Consider the following 15,830-nt stretch of genomic DNA (forward strand, 5'->3'; position numbering starts at 1 on the left):
TCCCATGTCCAGCAGTGAAACCCCGCACGCAGCCGCTTCTGGTGGCCACGGCCACGCCCCCCCGGCGGGTGGGCTGGCGCTGATCGTCGGTGCGATCGGCGTGGTCTTCGGCGATATCGGCACCAGCCCGCTGTATACCCTGAAGGAGGCGTTCTCGCCCCATTACGGGCTCAACAGCGACCATGACACCGTGCTGGGCGTGTTGTCTCTGGCGTTCTGGGCCCTGAACCTCGTGGTCACGCTCAAGTACGTCACGATCATCATGCGTGCCGACAACGATGGCGAAGGCGGCATCATGGCGCTGATGGCACTGACCCAGCGCACGCTGCGCCATGGATCGCGCTCGGCCTACGTGGTGGGCATCCTCGGCATCTTCGGCGCCTCGTTGTTCTTCGGCGACGGTGTGATCACCCCGGCGATCTCGGTGCTGGGCGCGGTCGAGGGCCTGGAAGTCGCCGCGCCCGGCCTGCATGCATTCATCGTGCCGATCACCGTGGTCGTGCTGCTGATGGTGTTCGGCGCGCAGCGTTTCGGTACCGAGAAGATCGGCAAGGCGTTCGGCCCGATCACCTCGGTCTGGTTCATCTCGCTGGCGGCGATCGGCATCTACAACATCGTCGATGCGCCGGAGGTGTTGAAGGCGTTCAACCCCTGGTGGGCGATCCGCTTCTTCATGGAGCACAGCTGGCACGGCATCTTCATCCTGGGCGCGGTGGTGCTGGCGGTGACCGGTGGCGAGGCGTTGTATGCGGACATGGGCCATTTCGGCGCCAAGCCGATCCGCCACGCCTGGTACTTCTTCGTGCTGCCGTGCCTGGTATTGAACTACCTGGGACAGGGGGCGCTGGTGCTCAACCATCCCGAGGCGCTGAAGAACCCGTTCTTCGAAGCGGTGCCATCGTGGGCGCTGTACCCGATGATCATCCTGGCCACGATGGCCGCAGTGATCGCCTCGCAGTCGGTGATCACCGGCGCGTTCTCGGTCTCGCGCCAGGCCATGCAGCTGGGCTACATCCCGCGGATGCGCATCAAGCACACCTCGCATGACACCATCGGCCAGATCTACATCCCGGGCATCAACTGGGGCATCGCGGTGATGGTGATCGGCCTGGTGCTGGCGTTCCGCAGCTCGTCCAACCTGGCGGTGGCCTATGGCATCTCGGTATCAGCCACGATGCTGATCGACACCCTGCTGCTGGCCCTGGTGGCCCGCTCGCTATGGCCGAAGGCGCGGACCTGGATCCTGCCGTTGTGCGTGGTGTTCCTCATCATCGACGTCGGCTTTGTCGTCGCCAACGGCGCCAAGCTGCTGCAGGGCGCGTGGTTCCCGGTGGTGCTGGGCATCTTCCTGTTCACCATGATGCGTACCTGGCGCCGTGGCCGCGAGCTGCTGCGCGACGAGATCCGCAAGGATGGTATCCGCCTCGATACGTTCCTGCCGGGCCTGATGCTGGCGCCGCCGGTGCGCGTACCGGGCACTGCGGTGTTCCTCACTGCCGATCCGACCGTGGCGCCGCACGCGTTGATGCACAACCTCAAGCACAACAAGGTGCTGCATGAGCGCAATGTATTCCTGCACGTGGAGACTCTGCCCATCCCCTATGCGATGGAAGGGCAGCGGCTGAAGATTGAATCGGTGGGGGATGAGTTCTACCGGGTCTATGTGCGCTTCGGCTTCATGGAGACCCCGGACGTGCCGCTGGCACTGATGCGCTCGTGCGACCACGGCGGCATCTACTTCGACCCGATGGACACCACCTTTTTCGCCAGCCGCGAGACCATCGTGGCCACCGCCAACCGCGGCATGCCGATCTGGCGCGACAAGCTGTTCGCGCTGATGCACCGGAATGCCGCTCCTGCGACCGGCTTCTTCCGGATTCCGGGCAACCGCCTGGTCGAACTCGGGGCCCAGGTCGAGATCTGACGCGCGCGGGGTCGGATCCCTTTTCCGCAGGAAAAGGGCTCTGACCCCATGTTCCCGGTGTTCCGGTTCGGGGTCAGAGCCGTTTTCCTCTGGAAAACGGATCCGACCCCATACGCTTTTGCCGCATAATCAGCACATGACCGACGACCGCATCATCGGCGCCGGCGCCACCCGCGAGGATGACGCCGCCGACGCCAGCATCCGCCCCAGGCGCCTTGCCGATTACCTCGGCCAGGTGCCGGTGCGTGAGCAGATGGAGATCTACATCCAGGCGGCCAAGGGACGTGGCGACGCGCTCGACCACGTGCTGATCTTCGGGCCGCCCGGCCTGGGCAAGACCACGCTCAGCCACGTCATCGCCAACGAGCTGGGCGTGGCCCTGCGGGTGACCTCCGGCCCGGTGATCGAGAAGGCCGGCGACCTGGCCGCGCTGCTCACCAACCTGCAACCGCATGACGTGCTGTTCGTGGACGAGATCCACCGCCTGTCGCCGGTGGTCGAGGAAGTGCTGTACCCGGCGATGGAAGATTTCCAGATCGACATCATGATCGGCGAGGGCCCCGCCGCCCGCTCGATCAAGATCGACCTGCCACCGTTCACCCTGATCGGTGCCACCACCCGTGCCGGCCTGCTCACCGCACCGCTGCGCGACCGTTTTGGCATCGTCCAGCGACTGGAGTTCTACAGTGTCGAGGAGTTGACCCGGATCGTGCGCCGCTCGGCCGCCATCCTCGGCATCGACTGCACCGCCGACGGGGCAGGGGAGATCGCCCGCCGCGCGCGTGGCACCCCGCGCATCGCCAACCGCCTGCTGCGCCGTGTGCGCGACTACGCCCAGGTCAAGGCCGGTGGCCATATCGACGAGGCCGTGGCACAGGCAGCGATGCAGATGCTGAAGGTCGATCCGGAGGGCTTCGACGAGCTTGACCGGCGCCTGTTGAAGACCCTGGTCGACTACTTCGAGGGTGGTCCGGTCGGCATCGAGTCGCTGGCTGCGGCGCTGTCCGAGGAACGTGGCACGCTGGAGGACGTGGTGGAGCCCTATCTGATCCAGCAGGGCTTCCTGGTGCGTACTGCACGCGGCCGCATGGCAACCCACAAGGCGTACCGGCACCTGGGCCTGAAGCCGAAGAATCCGCCGCAGGATCTGTTCGCGGAGGTTCCCGATGCCGGTTGAACCGCGATTCAGTTGGCCGACACGCATTTACTGGGAAGATACCGACGCTGGTGGCGTGGTCTACCACGCCCGCTACGTGGCCTTCATGGAACGGGCCCGGACCGAATGGATGCGCGCGCTCGGCTACGGCCAGGAGCGCATGCGCGCCGAGTACGGGATGGTCTTCGCGGTGCGTTCGATGCAGATGGACTTCATCAAGCCGGCACGGCTGGATGACACCCTGCAGGTGAGCGCCCGCCTGGTCCAGCTGAAGAAGGCCAGCATGGTCTTCGACCAGCAGATCCTGCGCGATGGCGAGCTTCTGCTGTCGGCGCAGGTCCGTATCGCCGCACTGGAAGCGGCCAGTTTCCGCCCGCGAGGCATGGACGAGGCCGTCCTTGCCATGCTGCAACCCCACCTCCACCCCGAATCCGAACACTGAGGAACAACGGATGATCGCAACGCTCCTGGCCCTGCAGGCCACGGTCACCGAGGCACTGCCGGCCGACGTCAGCAACGCGGCGACCCAGACCCTTGCCCAGGCCACCACCGGCGGCGGCATCAACTACCTCGAACTGATGGCCAAGGCCAGCCTGCCGGTGAAGATCATCGTGCTGCTGCTGCTGATCGGCTCGTTCGTCAGCTGGGTGATCATTTTCCGCAAGGCGCGCGTGTTCAAGCAGGCCACCCGCGAAGCTGACGAGTTCGAGAACCGCTTCTGGTCGGGGGCCGACCTGGGCAAGCTGTACAGCGCCGCCACCGACCGCAGCCGCAGCGTGACCGGCCTGGAAGCCATCTTCGAAGCCGGTTTCCGCGAATACACCCGCCTGCGCGACAAGCGCCGGCTGGATGGCCGCGCGCAGCTGGAAGGCGCGCAACGCGCGATGCGGACAACCTATACCCGCGAAGTGGACCAGCTCGAACGCAACCTGGAACTGCTGGCCAACATCGGCTCGACGGCCCCGTACGTCGGCCTGGTCGGTACCGTGTTCGGCATCATGGTGACCATGCACGACATGATCAGCAGCGGTGCACAGGCGGGTATCGCCTCGGTTGCACCGGGCATCTCCGAGGCGCTGTTCGCCACCGCCATCGGCCTGTTCGTGGCGATCCCGGCGGTCTGGGCCTACAACCGTTTCACCACGCGCGTGGAACGCATGTCGGTGCGTTTCGAGACCTTCGCCGAGGAGTTCAGCTCCATCCTGCAGCGCCAGAGCGCTGGCGACGAGTAAGCGCCTGACCCGGGAGTCCAAGCCATGTCCGCTGCCATCGGTCGCCGCAAGCGCCGCAAGCTGAAATCGGAAATCAACGTCGTTCCCTATATCGACGTCATGCTGGTGCTGCTGATCATCTTCATGGTCACGGCACCGCTGCTTACCCTGAGCTTCGACGTCGACCTGCCGACCTCCAACGCCAAGGCGCTGGAGAGCAAGCAGGACCCGGTGATCGTCTCGGTGCGCCAGGATGGCCAGCTGAGCCTGAAGCTGCCCGACGCCAAGGAACCGACCGCCGTGTCGGCCGAGGAACTGCAGGGCCGGCTGGCCGGCATTGCCGCCCAGGACAAGGGGGTGCGCGTGATCGTCGCCGCCGACCGCGCCGTGGCCTATGAAAAGGTCATTGCCGCGATGGATGTGATCAAGCGTGCCAAGGTAGACAAGGTAGGCCTGGCCACCGATGCACGCTGACGCCCTGCCACCTTCGCAGCAGCGCGAACCCGGCTGGGGCCTGCCCCTGGTGCTGGCGTTGCTGGTGCACCTGCTGGTCGCGCTGGTCTTCATCGTGGCCTGGCTGTGGTCGCCCGAACGCAATACCGATGCCGCCGCCGGCGATCCGTCGGTGGAGGCCAGCCTGGCGCTGTCCGCGTCCGAGGCGTCCGCCGCGCGGCAGGCCCTGCGCCAGTCGGAAAAACTGGAGGACCTGCCGCCGCCGGTCGCCGAGCCGATTCCGGTGCCCGAGGACACCATTCCGCCGCCGCAGCCGATTCCCGAGCCACGCCCACAGGATGCCCCCACGCCGCAGCAGCAACAGGCACAGGAGCGCATCGCGCAGCCGGATACCAAGGACCAGGAAGAAGTGAATGCACTGGCCATCTCCCAGGAGAAGGCCAGGCAGGAACAGGAAGCCAAGCGCCGCCAGGAGCAGATCGACCTCACCGAGCGCAAGCGCCAGGAGGAAGCCGAGCAGAAGCTGCGCCTGGCAAGGCAGCAGGAAGAAGACGCCCGGAAGAGGCAGGCCGAGCAGGAACGCGTCGCCGCCGACAAGGCCGAGGCTGACCGGCAGAAGAAGATCGCCGAGATCCGCGCCCGCCGCGAGCAGGCCGAGAGGGAGGCCAAGCTGGCCGAGCAGAAGCTGCGCCAGGTCGCCGCGGCGCGCAACGCCGCCGGTAGTGCCACCGCCGGCGCCAGCGGTGCCTCCCAGCCGGCCGCCGGTGGCGGTGGCAACAGCGATGATCTTTCCGCTAAGTACGCGGCGGCGATCCAGGCCAAGGTGCTGTCGCAGTGGGTGCGCCCGGATACGGTGCCGCTCGGCCAGCGTTGCCAGATCACCATCACCCAGATCCCCGGGGGCATGGTGATGCAGGCCAAGGTGAGCCCGAACTGCCCGTACGACGAGGCCGGCAGGCGCTCGATCGAGGCCGCCGTGCTCAATGCACAGCCGCTGCCGTACCGGGGCTTTGAATCGGTATTCGCGCGTACCCTCAACTTCACCTTCACCGCCCAGGACCGCTGAGGCGGGGCGGGCGGTCACCCGGCTGCCCGCGCCGGTGGTTGTCGTGCTTGCCTCTGGCCGACCCGGGTTCTCCCAGGCAGGGTGGGCTTCGTGGCGGCGCGCGATGTTAGCTATGACGTTAACGGTATGTGAGAAGGTGGGCTGGAACTGACCCGGAATTCACGTACCCTTGGTTCATGATTGCGAAGCGGTTCACCCCCGCTTTGCTATCCCTCGTCCCGGTTTCCCCCTATTGAGCGCTCCATGAAAAAGATGCCTCGCTGGCTTGCCGTGTTTGCGGCCCTGTTGCTGCCCTTCGCTGCCATCGCGCAGCAGAGGGGGCTGGATATCGACATCATCGGCGGCAATGCCTCCGCGCTGCCGATCACCATCGTGCCGATGCCCTACCAGGGCGCCTCGGCCGCACCGCAGACCGACGTCGCCGGCGTGGTCCGCGCCGACCTTGAGCGCTCGGGCCAGTTCCGTACGCTCCCGGAAGCACAGATCGTCGAAAAGCCTGTCCGCGGGGGTGACATCCAGTTCGCCACCTGGCGCGCGCTGAAGCAGAACTACATCGTGGTGGGCCGTGTGCTGGACGCCGGTGCCGGCACCTACCGCGTCGAGTACGAACTGTTCGACGTACCCAAGGGAGAGCGCCTGCTGGGCCTGGCAATGACCGCTCGTGGCAACGCCATGCGCGATGTCGCCCACCAGATGGCCGACGCCATCTACGAAAAGATCACCGGTGTCCGGGGCGCCTTCTGGACCCGCATCGCCTACGTGACCGCCAGCGGCAAGGGCGATGCCATGCGCTATGCGTTGATGGTCGCCGATTCCGACGGCTTCAACCCGCAGACAATCGTGCGTTCGGCCGAGCCGCTGCTGTCGCCCTCCTGGAGCCCGGATGGCAGCAAGCTGGCCTACGTCAGCTTCGAGCGCGGCAACTCGGCGATCTACATCCAGAACATCGCCACCGGCGCGCGTGAGCTGGTGACCAGCTTCCGTGGCATCAACAGCGCCCCGGCGTTCTCGCCGGACGGCCGCAAGCTGGCCCTCACCCTGTCGCGTTCGGGCAATCCGGAAATCTACGTCATGGACCTGGGCAGCAAGCAGCTGACCCAGCTGACCAACCACTTCGCCATCGACACCGAGCCGACCTGGGCCCCGGACGGCAGCGCGGTGTACTTCACCTCCGATCGCGGCGGCCGTCCGCAGGTGTACAAGGTCGGTGCCGGCGGCGGCAGTGCCGAGCGCGTGACCTTCCAGGGCAACTACAATGCCAAGCCCTCGGTGTCCTTCGATGGCAAGAAGGTCGTTGTCGCCCAGGGCTCGGGCAACAGCTACAAGATCGCGATGATGGACAGTTCGCTGGGTTCGGCCCGCTGGAGCACGCTGTCCCCGGGGTCGCTGGATGAATCTCCGAGCTTTGCGCCCAACGCAAGCATGGTGCTGTATGCCGCCCGCGAGGGTGGCCGTGGTGTGCTGTATGCCGTTTCGGCCGATGCGCGCGTGCGCCAGCGGCTGGTCCTGGCGGACGGAGATGTGCGCGAACCGGCATGGTCCCCATACCGTACCCAGCGCTAAAAGAGTGTTAATATTTTCGTTGTCTTGAACCCCTCATCGGCCTAGGAGCCTCAAAGGTATTGCCATGAACAAGTCCACCCGCGTTCTGCTTGTTTCCCTGCTGTCTGTGGCCGTCCTGGCCGGTTGCTCGAAGAAGGTGAAGGAAGAGCCGCAGGCTCCGGTCGACACCGGCAGCTCGACCACCGCCCCGACCGGCCCGTCGACCTCCGGCCTGTACGGCCCGGGCGACCTGGATACCGACGCCTGCCTGCGCCAGCGCGTTGTCTACTTCGACCTGGACAAGGAAGACGTGAAGCCGGAGTTCCAGGCCATCATGGCGTGCCACGCCAAGTACCTGCGTGACCGTCCGTCCTCGCGCATCACCCTGCAGGGTCACACCGACGAGCGCGGTTCGCGCGCGTACAACCAGGCCCTGGGTGAGCGTCGTGGCAACGGCGTCAGCTCGGCGCTGCAGGCCAACGGTGGCTCGGCTTCGCAGCTGACCGTGGTGTCCTACGGTGAAGAGCGTCCGGTCTGCACCGAGTCGAACGAGTCCTGCTGGTCGCAGAACCGTCGCGTCGAAATCGTCTACACCGCGCAGTAATCCATGCGCATCGGCATCAAACTGATGCTGGTCGTTGCGGCAGCCCTCGTGGCTGCCGCACCGGCGCATGCACAGCGACAGAGCCTGGCCGACCGCGTCGGCGCGCTCGAGCAGCAGATGTACAACAACAGTGCCAACCAGGACCTGTTGAACCAGATCAACCAGCTGCGGCAGCAGGTCACCAGCCTGCAGGCCTCGATCGAGCAGTTGCAGCACGACAACGCCCAGCTCAAGCAGTCCGCCCAGGACCAGTACCTGGATCTGGACAGCCGCCTGAACCGGTTGGAAGGGGGCAATGCCGCCCCGGCCCTGCCGCCCGTTCCGGCGAGCGCGCCGAAGGCCGCTCCGGCCCCGGCAACCCCGGCAGCGGCGGCCACTTCCGAGCGGCCGCCATCGGTCCATGGTGATGCCGGCAGCCTGGCCGCCACCGGCGACGAGCGCACCTCCTACAACGTCGCCTTCGATGCGCTGAAGGCCGGCAGGTACGATGATTCGGCGCAGCTGTTCCTGAGCTTCCTGGAGCTGTACCCGAACGGCGTCTACGCCCCGAATGCGCTGTATTGGCTGGGCGAGAGCTATTACGCCACCCGCAATTTCCCGATGGCCGAGACCCAGTTCCGTGAGCTGCTCTCGCGCTATCCGACCCACGACAAGGCCGCTGGCGGCCTGCTCAAGGTCGGCCTCTCGCAGTATGGCGAGGGCAAGGTCGACCAGGCCCAGCAGACGCTGGAGACCGTTGTGGCGCAATACCCCGGCTCGGACGCCGCGCGCACCGCGCAGGACCGCCTGCAGTCCATCCGCCTCGGCAGGCAGATCCGCTGATCCGCTGACCGGTCGTACAATAGGGCCTGTAGAGCCGAGCCCATGCTCGGCTGCTTTCGTTTCCGGACCGGCAAACCCGTCCGGTTGCTGTTGTAGAGCCGAGCCATGCTCGGCTGCTTTCGTTACCGGCCACGGTAGCCCACCCGCCACGTGTCCCACCAAGAACTCCCCGCCATGACCGCCGTCACCCCGTCCAGCGCAGCCGCTACGCCCAGCGACATCGTGCAGTCGCCGCTGCCACGCCTGAAGATCACCGAGATCTTCACCTCGCTGCAGGGTGAAGCCGATACCGCTGGCTGGCCGACCGTGTTCGTGCGCCTGACCGGCTGCCCGCTGCGCTGCCAGTACTGCGACACCGCCTATGCCTTCCATGGCGGCACCTGGTGGGATATCGACGACATCGTGGCCGAGGTGCTGGCCCAGGGCGTGCGCCTCGTCTGCGTGACGGGTGGCGAGCCGCTGGCGCAGAAGCGCTGCCTGGTCCTGCTGCAGAAGCTGTGCGATGCCGGCATGGACGTCTCGCTGGAGACCTCCGGCGCGCTGGACGTCAGCGCGGTCGACCCGCGCGTATCGCGCGTAGTTGACATCAAGACGCCGGGCTCGGCAGAAGCCGCCCGCAACCGCCTTGAAAACCTGCCGCTGCTGACCGCCCGCGACCAGATCAAGTTCGTGATCTGCAGCCGCGAGGACTACGACTGGGCCAGGGCCATGGTCGCCGAGCACGGCCTGGTGAAGCGCTGCACGGTGTTCTTCTCGCCGAGCAAGGGTGAGATCAGCGCGCGGCAGCTGGCCGACTGGATCGTTGAAGACCGGTTGCCGGTGCGCTTCCAGATGCAGTTGCATAAAATCCTGTGGAACGACGAGCCGGGCCGATGAGCCGGCATCGCGTTCCCTGATGTAGCTCCGGCGCGGGACAGCGTGCTGGCTTTCCCCTCCCAACCGGATGTTTTTCCCATGAAGAAGGCAGTCGTGCTTCTCTCCGGCGGCATGGATTCAGCCGCCGTCATCGCCATGGCCCAGGAACAGGGCTTCGCCGTGCATGCCTTGAGCGTGCGCTATGGCCAGCGCCATACCTCCGAACTGGATGCAGCGGCGCGCGTCGCCAAGGCCCAGGGCGTGGTCGCGCACAAGGTGGTCGACGTCGACCTGCGCAGCATCGGCGGCTCGGCGCTGACCGACGACATCGACGTGCCCGAGGCCGGCGGGGCGGGCATTCCGGTCACCTACGTTCCGGCGCGCAACACCATCATGCTGTCGCTGGCACTGGGCTGGGCCGAAGTGCTCGGCGCCAACGACATCTTCTGTGGCGTCAACGCCGTGGACTACTCCGGCTATCCGGATTGCCGCCCCGAGTTCGTGGCGGCGTTCCAGGCGCTGGCCAACCTGGCCACCAAGGCGGGCGTGGAAGGCGCAGGCATCACGGTGCACGCACCGCTGCAGTTCCTCAGCAAGGGCCAGATCGTCAGCGAGGGCGTGCGCCTGGGCGTGGACTTCGGCCTGACCGTGTCCTGCTACAACGCCGACGCCAACGGGGCCGCCTGCGGCCACTGCGATGCCTGCCGCCTGCGCGCGCAGGGCTTCGCCGAAGCTGGTGTCGCCGACCCGACGTTGTACGCCTGAACGCACGGTAGAGCCGGCCGCTGGCCGGCTTCGCTGTAGGTGCGAACCTCTCCCGGTGGGTGCGAACCGTTGGTTCGCACTCCTTGACCTACCGGGCCCGCAACCACCCCGACGCTTCAATAAACGCCCGCACCGCCTCCGCATCGGCATAGTCCAGCTCGATCATCCGCGCGATCCCCGCCTTCTCATCAGCCTGCTGTCGCATGTACTCCTGTGCGATGCGGTAGCCGGCGTAATAGCCCAGATCGCTCACGCCGAACGGATTGCGGGCGCTGTTGTACAGCCAGTTGTCCAGATCCTCGCCGTCCATTTCAGCGACGAAACGCGCGCGGATCTCCTCCTCGTGCAAGGGCCCGTAGCTGTACATCGGCAACGCCGACCGACGCCCGCTCAGCCGTTCGGCCACATACTCGGCCACGCCCTCGCGCACTGCGTACTGGGCCAGGCTGCCGGTGGTCTCGTGCTGCTGCGTGTGCACGTACTCGTGCAGGTTGTTCTGCGCGTTGTTCGCGCCCGGGCGGCTGTCGTAGAAGATCCGCAGCCGGTCGCGCATCTTCTCCGGCAGCTCGCTCACGTCCACGCGCTCATCGCCCAGCGCCATCTCCGCGCCAATCAGCACCTTGTCGCCCAGCGTGGTGCCACCGGTGCGCAGCACGCCCACCGCATAGGTGATGGTGGCCGGGCGCAGGGCAGGGTAGAGCGAACGGAACGCGACCAGGTCGCGCTCCAGCGTGGCGCTGGCCTGCTGCGCGTTGGCGGTGAGCGGCCGCACCGAGGTCCAGAAGCGTGGCCAGGCCCACATGGCCTCGGCGTATTCGCGGGCAGTGTAGTGGCGCACCTGCATCAGCGCATGCAGGCCGGGGCTGCCCGGATCGATGTAGCGCTGCTGGACCAGCGCCACCCGGCGTTCGCCATCGGGTTCGGCGCGCACCGCGTCAAAGGTGGCCCAGAAGCGGGCGATGTCGTCGGTGATGACCTGGGGCGGGGCGGCCAGGGCTGAGCAGGGCAGCAGGGCGGCAAGCAGGCTGGCGATCAGGCGCATCCATGGCTCCGGGGAAGGATCACAGATGGGATGCGCCAGTGGCCCGAAAGGTTTAAGCCCGATGGTAGTGCCGGCCGCTGGCCGGCAACCTCGACACACCGGGGTTTCACGCGACCGGCCAAAGTAGGGTAGAATGCCCACCCCGCCGAAAGGCTGGGGCAGTGCAATGGGCCGTTAGCTCAGTCGGTAGAGCAGAAGACTTTTAATCTTTTGGTCGAAGGTTCGAATCCTTCACGGCCCACCAATTGCATCAATGACTTAGGCGCCCTTGCGGCGCCTTTTTCATATTTCCGGAAAAATTAAGTGGTTCCACGCTCGAGCACGTGCAGCTTATGAGGCGGTTGAACCACCGGCGGTTCGTGGTCGTATCGCTGTCGCATCTCTTCGATGACGTGACCACATGCGTTCTTGCGGTGCCTTCGGTGACGCCCCGATGTTATAGCCCACACAAGGCCAAACGCTTGGCGTCGGATGTGACCGACGCGAATACCTCGGTGATGACGCGATGGAGCATCCCCCCAGTGGGTAAAGCTACCTGCCTTCGCCGCTGCTGGCCCATATCTTCATTTCCCGTCTGAAGAATCAAAATTCTGCCGACATTGGCGGAATTCCTCCGCATGAGCCACTACCCATGTCCACATGGGAATCATCAGTACAAGAAGGTCCTTGCCCAGCGCTGTGATGCTGTACTCCACATGTGGCGGCACTTCGTGGAAATCCTCCCGGCTGATCAACCCGTCACGTTCCAATTGCCGGAGGGTGCGCGTAAGCATGCGCTGGGTGATCCCCTTCATCCGTCGTGCGACCTCGGCATGACGCAGCGTTCCATACACGCCAAGCGCATGGATGATGCCCAGGGACCAGCGGCTACCAGCGTGCGCTAAAACCTCCCGGCGCAGTCCATCTTCGTCCTCGCTCATCCCGTCGCATATGGCTTGAGAGTGCCTTAGCAGTTCTTCCGGACTCATGAACGGTGCGGTCGGTATCATCGATGTGCCTTCTTACGTGTGGGCCAGTAGGCGAGCAGAATCGCCGCCATCGTACACACACAGGGCGATTTCCATGTCATCTCATATCAGCACTACCCCCTCTCGGTCGATCCTGGTGCTCGGCGCAGGCGAGCTTGGAATGCCTGTCATCCGGAACCTTGCACGTTTGGCCGTAAGTCATCCAGGCACACGGATCAGTGTGATGCTACGGGCGACGTCGATTGACTCAGAACTGCCGGAGAAGCAGCGGGTGGTCGATGAAATCCGCGCCTTGGGGGTGAATATCGTTGCTGGTGATCTGGTGACTGAATCGGTAGAGGCGTTGGCGGCTACCTTTGCGCAGTTTGACACAGTGATTGGATGCACCGGCTATGCCGCAGGCCACGATACGCCAATGAAGGTTGCGCGTGCGGCGGTGAAGTCGGGTATTCCCCGCTACTTTCCTTGGCAGTTCGGTGTCGATTTCGATGCCATTGGGCGCGGTGGTCCCCAGGACCTGTTCGATGCCCAGCTGGACGTGCGCGAGTATCTGCGTTCGCAGACTGCGATGGACTGGGTGATCATCTCTACTGGAATGTTCACCAGTTACCTCTTCGAGCCGGACTTCGGGGTGGTCGACCTGGTTGGGCATAAAGTGAACGCGTTGGGCTCGGCGAGCAATGCTGTCACCCTGACCACGCCGGATGACATCGGCGCAATGACAGCGCGCATCGTGTTCCACGCACCTGCGATCCGCAACGAGATCGTGTATCTGGCAGGCGATACCATCCGCTACGGTGACCTTCCGGATATTCTCCAGAAGGCGTTCGGGGAACCTTTCGAGCTGGTGATCTGGGGCGTACCCCAGCTCATGCAGGAACTGGCTAACGACCCGGGCAACATGATAAAGAAGTATCGCGCGGCCTTTGCCCAAGGGAGGGGCGTTGCGTGGGATGTGGAGCGAACCTTCAATGCGAAGATCGGGGCCGAGCTACAGGGCGTGCAGGCGTGGCTGGATTCCAACGTGCAGCGCTCCTGATTTGCCGCTGGATTGTGAGGAGGCGCCCGCTGGGCGCCTTTTTCATTGCCGTTCCCGCCCGCACGCTCACGATGGTCGCACGTCGCGGCACACCAGTTCACCAGTGGCTCAGTAACCGGCGTCAAACGGTGGAACCTTGGTCGTGGCCCCCGTGTATATCCCTTGAGACGGCGGAAAAATTGTCGAGTGAGCTTAGGATCGGCAATGGTTCCACGCTCGGCGGGCGGAAAAATAGAGCGGCGCACCCGGTTGTTTTCAAAGGAGTCGCAAGCCTTCTTTTAATCTTTTGGTCGAAGGTTCGAATCCTTCACGGCCCACCATATGCACCAAGGGTTCCAGCCCTTCCCCCGCGCTCCGCAAATATCGACCGCTCCGCAATTCACTTCGTCGGGCTGGTCAGCGCACTGCGGCGCTTCCGCACATAGATCTCTGTCATGGTCACCGACTGGTGGCCGAGCTGCTGCTGTGCCTTCCGAATATCGCCAGCCGAATCGGCCTTGTCGGTGCCGGCCGTTGCCCGCAGATCCCGGAACTGGAACGCTGCCTTGGGCATGTCGGCGCGCGCGCCGCGTCGAGCCGGCTCCGCAGCTGACACCATGCTCAGGGGGGGGCCATACTCATCCAGTGGCAGCGCCGCGTGCACGATCACCGCGCCCTTCTGCTTGCGGCGTCTCCGTCAGAAGTGGCGCCAACGAGAGTCAACCAAGGGAGAAGCCGGCGCGCTGGCTCGCGCCTCCCCGATCAGGCCGCCTGCGCATCGGGACCGGCCAGCACACCCGCATCGGCGTGTCGAAAGCAAAGCCGGATCGCATCGAGCAGCTCGCTCATGCTGTAGGGCTTGGGCAGGAAGTGGATGCCGTCGCGCAGCTGTGGCAGCACGCGGTGCTGGTCCAAGCCGGAGGTGACCAGGATCGGCAGCTGTGGCAGGTGCTCGCGCACGCGGTTGGCGGTTTCAATGCCGCTGATGCCGCCCAGGCACACATCGGTGAACAGCAGGTCAAACGTTTCGCCGGCATTGAGCAGGCCCAATGCGGCTTCGGCACTGCTTACGGCGGTGACCTGGCAGGCCTGGCTTTCCAGTGCGAGGCGGCTCAGTTCCTGGGTCTCCCCGGCGTCCTCGATCAGCAGGACGCGGGGTTCCAGAAAGCGCTTGGACAGCAACATGGTGCGGCAACTCCGGACAGCAGGGAGAGCAAGGGCGCGCAAGTATGCGCAAGCCACGGGTGATTCCGGCGTGCACGTCAGGCTAAGCGGGCGTTACAGCCGGTTGTGGCGCGGGCGACGTACGTGCCACGCCGATGCTGGCGGGTTGCCTGCCCATCCAGCGCCACGGTGTCATCCAGGCGGAACACCTTGCAGGCCAGGTTCAAGTAGAGTCGAAGCCAGACCGACAGGAGCAATGCCGATGCTGTGCCCCTTGTGCAAGACCCAGACCCTGCAGATGGCCGAGCGCCATGGCATCGAGATCGATTACTGCCCCGGTTGCCGTGGCGTGTGGCTGGACCGTGGCGAGCTGGACAAGATCATCGAGCGCGCCGGTGCTGCGGTGCCGCCGCCGTCCCCGGTGCAGTCGCAGCCGGCCGCCGCGCCGCCGCCGGTGATGCATCGCGATACCCGCCACCTGGGCCAGCGCTACGAGGACAACCGTGGCCAGCAGTACGGCCATGGGTACAAGAAAAAGAAGAAGGACAGCTTCCTGTCGGAGCTGTTCGACTTCTAGGCGCGTTGCTTTTGTAGAGTCGAGCCATGCTCGACTGGCTGTTGCCAAAGCAGTCGAGCATGGCTCGACTCTACACGGGGCGCATGCTCACAGCCGGCGCAGGATGAACTCACGGTCGTGGGTGTCGCCGACGATGAAGTCGTACTCGCCTACCTTGCTGCAGCCATAACGCGCATAGAAGCGCTGTGCACCGAAATTCTCTTCCCACACGCCCACCCACAGGGTGCGGCGGTGCGGCTGGTCCAGCCAGGCCATGAACGCGTCCATCAGGCGCGCGCCGTGGCCGCCGTTCTGGTAGCCGGCCAGGATGTAGAAACGCTTCAGTTCGATGTCGCCGTCGCGCGCATCCGCATGCGGCAGGGTGTTGGCACCGGCGGCCAGGTAGCCGACCACGGTGTCGCTGTCCAGCAGCAGCCAGACTGCGCTGCGCGGGTCGGACAGTTCGATGCGTTGCGGTTCGCTGCTGTAGTGCGCCTGCAGGAACTGGTGCAGGTCCTGCGGCGGATACGAGTCACCCCAGGTTTCGATGTAAGTGGCAATCGCGATGGCCGACAGGGCGTCGGCATCGGCAACGGTGGCACGGCGGATCTGCAACGGCATGGTGGGGCCTGCAATGGAGCGTGGTGCAGTGTAGCCAGCCCCGGCGGCTGCCGGGGCTGGTCT

At 65.3% G+C, this 15,830-nt stretch carries 18 protein-coding genes and 1 tRNA gene; 14 read left to right on the forward strand and 5 right to left on the reverse strand.

Annotated elements, in window-relative coordinates:
• Window positions 1–4: 4 nt before the first annotated feature.
• The 11 genes from A9K58_RS13685 to queC all read left to right on the forward strand — a co-directional run bounded on the left by A9K58_RS13685 (window position 5) and on the right by queC (window position 10,398).
• Window positions 5–1,924, forward strand: coding sequence for a potassium transporter Kup (locus A9K58_RS13685; RefSeq protein ID WP_065199856.1), 1,920 nt, complete (start codon window positions 5–7; stop codon window positions 1,922–1,924).
• 136 nt (window positions 1,925–2,060) lie between these two features.
• Complete coding sequence (ruvB, locus tag A9K58_RS13690; protein ID WP_065199857.1) at window positions 2,061–3,101, forward strand: Holliday junction branch migration DNA helicase RuvB; 1,041 nt, start codon at window positions 2,061–2,063, stop codon at window positions 3,099–3,101.
• Window positions 3,091–3,522 (forward strand): tol-pal system-associated acyl-CoA thioesterase, encoded by a 432-nt coding sequence (ybgC, locus tag A9K58_RS13695; protein ID WP_065199858.1) that lies wholly within the window; start codon window positions 3,091–3,093, stop codon window positions 3,520–3,522. Before ruvB ends, ybgC begins: the two co-directional genes overlap by 11 nt.
• A 10-nt stretch (window positions 3,523–3,532) precedes the next feature.
• The gene (tolQ, locus tag A9K58_RS13700) at window positions 3,533–4,312 is read left to right on the forward strand and encodes a protein TolQ (RefSeq protein ID WP_065199859.1); all 780 of its coding nucleotides are present in this window, start codon (window positions 3,533–3,535) and stop codon (window positions 4,310–4,312) included.
• A 24-nt stretch (window positions 4,313–4,336) separates the two neighbouring features.
• Window positions 4,337–4,765, forward strand: coding sequence for a protein TolR (gene tolR / locus A9K58_RS13705; RefSeq protein WP_065199860.1), 429 nt, complete (start codon window positions 4,337–4,339; stop codon window positions 4,763–4,765).
• A complete protein-coding gene (gene tolA / locus A9K58_RS13710; RefSeq protein WP_065199861.1) occupies window positions 4,755–5,810 on the forward strand; it encodes a cell envelope integrity protein TolA in 1,056 nt (351 codons plus the stop codon). The genes tolR and tolA overlap by 11 nt, the downstream gene beginning before the upstream one ends.
• 243 nt (window positions 5,811–6,053) lie before the next feature.
• A complete protein-coding gene (gene tolB, locus A9K58_RS13715) occupies window positions 6,054–7,373 on the forward strand; it encodes a Tol-Pal system beta propeller repeat protein TolB (protein ID WP_065199862.1) in 1,320 nt (439 codons plus the stop codon).
• A gap of 64 nt (window positions 7,374–7,437) precedes the next feature.
• Window positions 7,438–7,956 carry a peptidoglycan-associated lipoprotein Pal gene (gene pal / locus A9K58_RS13720; protein ID WP_065199863.1) on the forward strand — a complete coding sequence of 173 codons (519 nt, stop codon included), beginning with the start codon at window positions 7,438–7,440 and terminating at the stop codon, window positions 7,954–7,956.
• A 3-nt stretch (window positions 7,957–7,959) separates the two neighbouring features.
• Entirely contained in the window at window positions 7,960–8,778 is an 819-nt protein-coding gene (gene ybgF / locus A9K58_RS13725; protein WP_065199864.1) for a tol-pal system protein YbgF, read from the forward strand.
• 174 nt (window positions 8,779–8,952) lie between these two features.
• Window positions 8,953–9,654, forward strand: coding sequence for a 7-carboxy-7-deazaguanine synthase QueE (gene queE / locus A9K58_RS13730; protein ID WP_065199865.1), 702 nt, complete (start codon window positions 8,953–8,955; stop codon window positions 9,652–9,654).
• Between the two features lie 78 nt (window positions 9,655–9,732).
• Window positions 9,733–10,398, forward strand: a complete 666-nt coding sequence (queC, locus tag A9K58_RS13735) for a 7-cyano-7-deazaguanine synthase QueC (RefSeq protein ID WP_065199866.1) — start codon at window positions 9,733–9,735, stop codon at window positions 10,396–10,398.
• Window positions 10,399–10,486: 88 nt separating this feature from the next.
• Here queC and A9K58_RS13740 read toward each other — a convergent pair whose 3' ends face one another.
• Window positions 10,487–11,440, reverse strand: coding sequence for a DUF2268 domain-containing putative Zn-dependent protease (locus A9K58_RS13740; protein WP_065199867.1), 954 nt, complete (start codon window positions 11,438–11,440; stop codon window positions 10,487–10,489).
• 168 nt (window positions 11,441–11,608) lie between these two features.
• On the opposite strand from A9K58_RS13740, the gene A9K58_RS13745 reads away from it, so the two are divergent.
• Window positions 11,609–11,684: transfer RNA gene (locus A9K58_RS13745), tRNA-Lys, on the forward strand.
• 319 nt (window positions 11,685–12,003) lie between these two features.
• On the opposite strand, the gene A9K58_RS13750 is transcribed toward A9K58_RS13745, so the two are convergent.
• Window positions 12,004–12,360, reverse strand: a complete 357-nt coding sequence (locus tag A9K58_RS13750) for a winged helix-turn-helix transcriptional regulator (protein ID WP_231109319.1) — start codon at window positions 12,358–12,360, stop codon at window positions 12,004–12,006.
• Window positions 12,361–12,502: 142 nt separating this feature from the next.
• On the opposite strand from A9K58_RS13750, the gene A9K58_RS13755 reads away from it, so the two are divergent.
• Complete coding sequence (locus A9K58_RS13755; protein WP_065199868.1) at window positions 12,503–13,447, forward strand: aromatic alcohol reductase; 945 nt, start codon at window positions 12,503–12,505, stop codon at window positions 13,445–13,447.
• Between the two features lie 379 nt (window positions 13,448–13,826).
• Here the strand turns inward: A9K58_RS13755 and A9K58_RS13760 are convergent, their stop codons facing one another.
• Together A9K58_RS13760 and A9K58_RS13765 are read right to left on the reverse strand one after the other, a co-directional pair.
• Complete coding sequence (locus A9K58_RS13760) at window positions 13,827–14,096, reverse strand: tyrosine-type recombinase/integrase (RefSeq protein ID WP_065199869.1); 270 nt, start codon at window positions 14,094–14,096, stop codon at window positions 13,827–13,829.
• Window positions 14,097–14,188: 92 nt separating this feature from the next.
• Window positions 14,189–14,611: a response regulator gene (locus A9K58_RS13765; RefSeq protein ID WP_065199870.1), complete on the reverse strand. Its 423-nt coding sequence runs from the start codon at window positions 14,609–14,611 to the stop codon at window positions 14,189–14,191.
• A 241-nt stretch (window positions 14,612–14,852) separates the two neighbouring features.
• Here A9K58_RS13765 and A9K58_RS13770 point away from each other — a divergent pair, with 241 nt between their 5' ends.
• Window positions 14,853–15,167, forward strand: coding sequence for a TFIIB-type zinc ribbon-containing protein (locus A9K58_RS13770; RefSeq protein WP_065199871.1), 315 nt, complete (start codon window positions 14,853–14,855; stop codon window positions 15,165–15,167).
• Window positions 15,168–15,254: 87 nt separating this feature from the next.
• On the opposite strand, the gene A9K58_RS13775 is transcribed toward A9K58_RS13770, so the two are convergent.
• On the reverse strand, window positions 15,255–15,767 hold the full coding sequence (locus tag A9K58_RS13775) for a GNAT family N-acetyltransferase (RefSeq protein WP_065199872.1): 513 nt from the start codon (window positions 15,765–15,767) through the stop codon (window positions 15,255–15,257).
• Window positions 15,768–15,830 lie beyond the last annotated feature (63 nt).

The organism is Stenotrophomonas maltophilia, assembly GCF_001676385.1.
Lineage (GTDB): Bacteria > Pseudomonadota > Gammaproteobacteria > Xanthomonadales > Xanthomonadaceae > Stenotrophomonas > Stenotrophomonas maltophilia_J.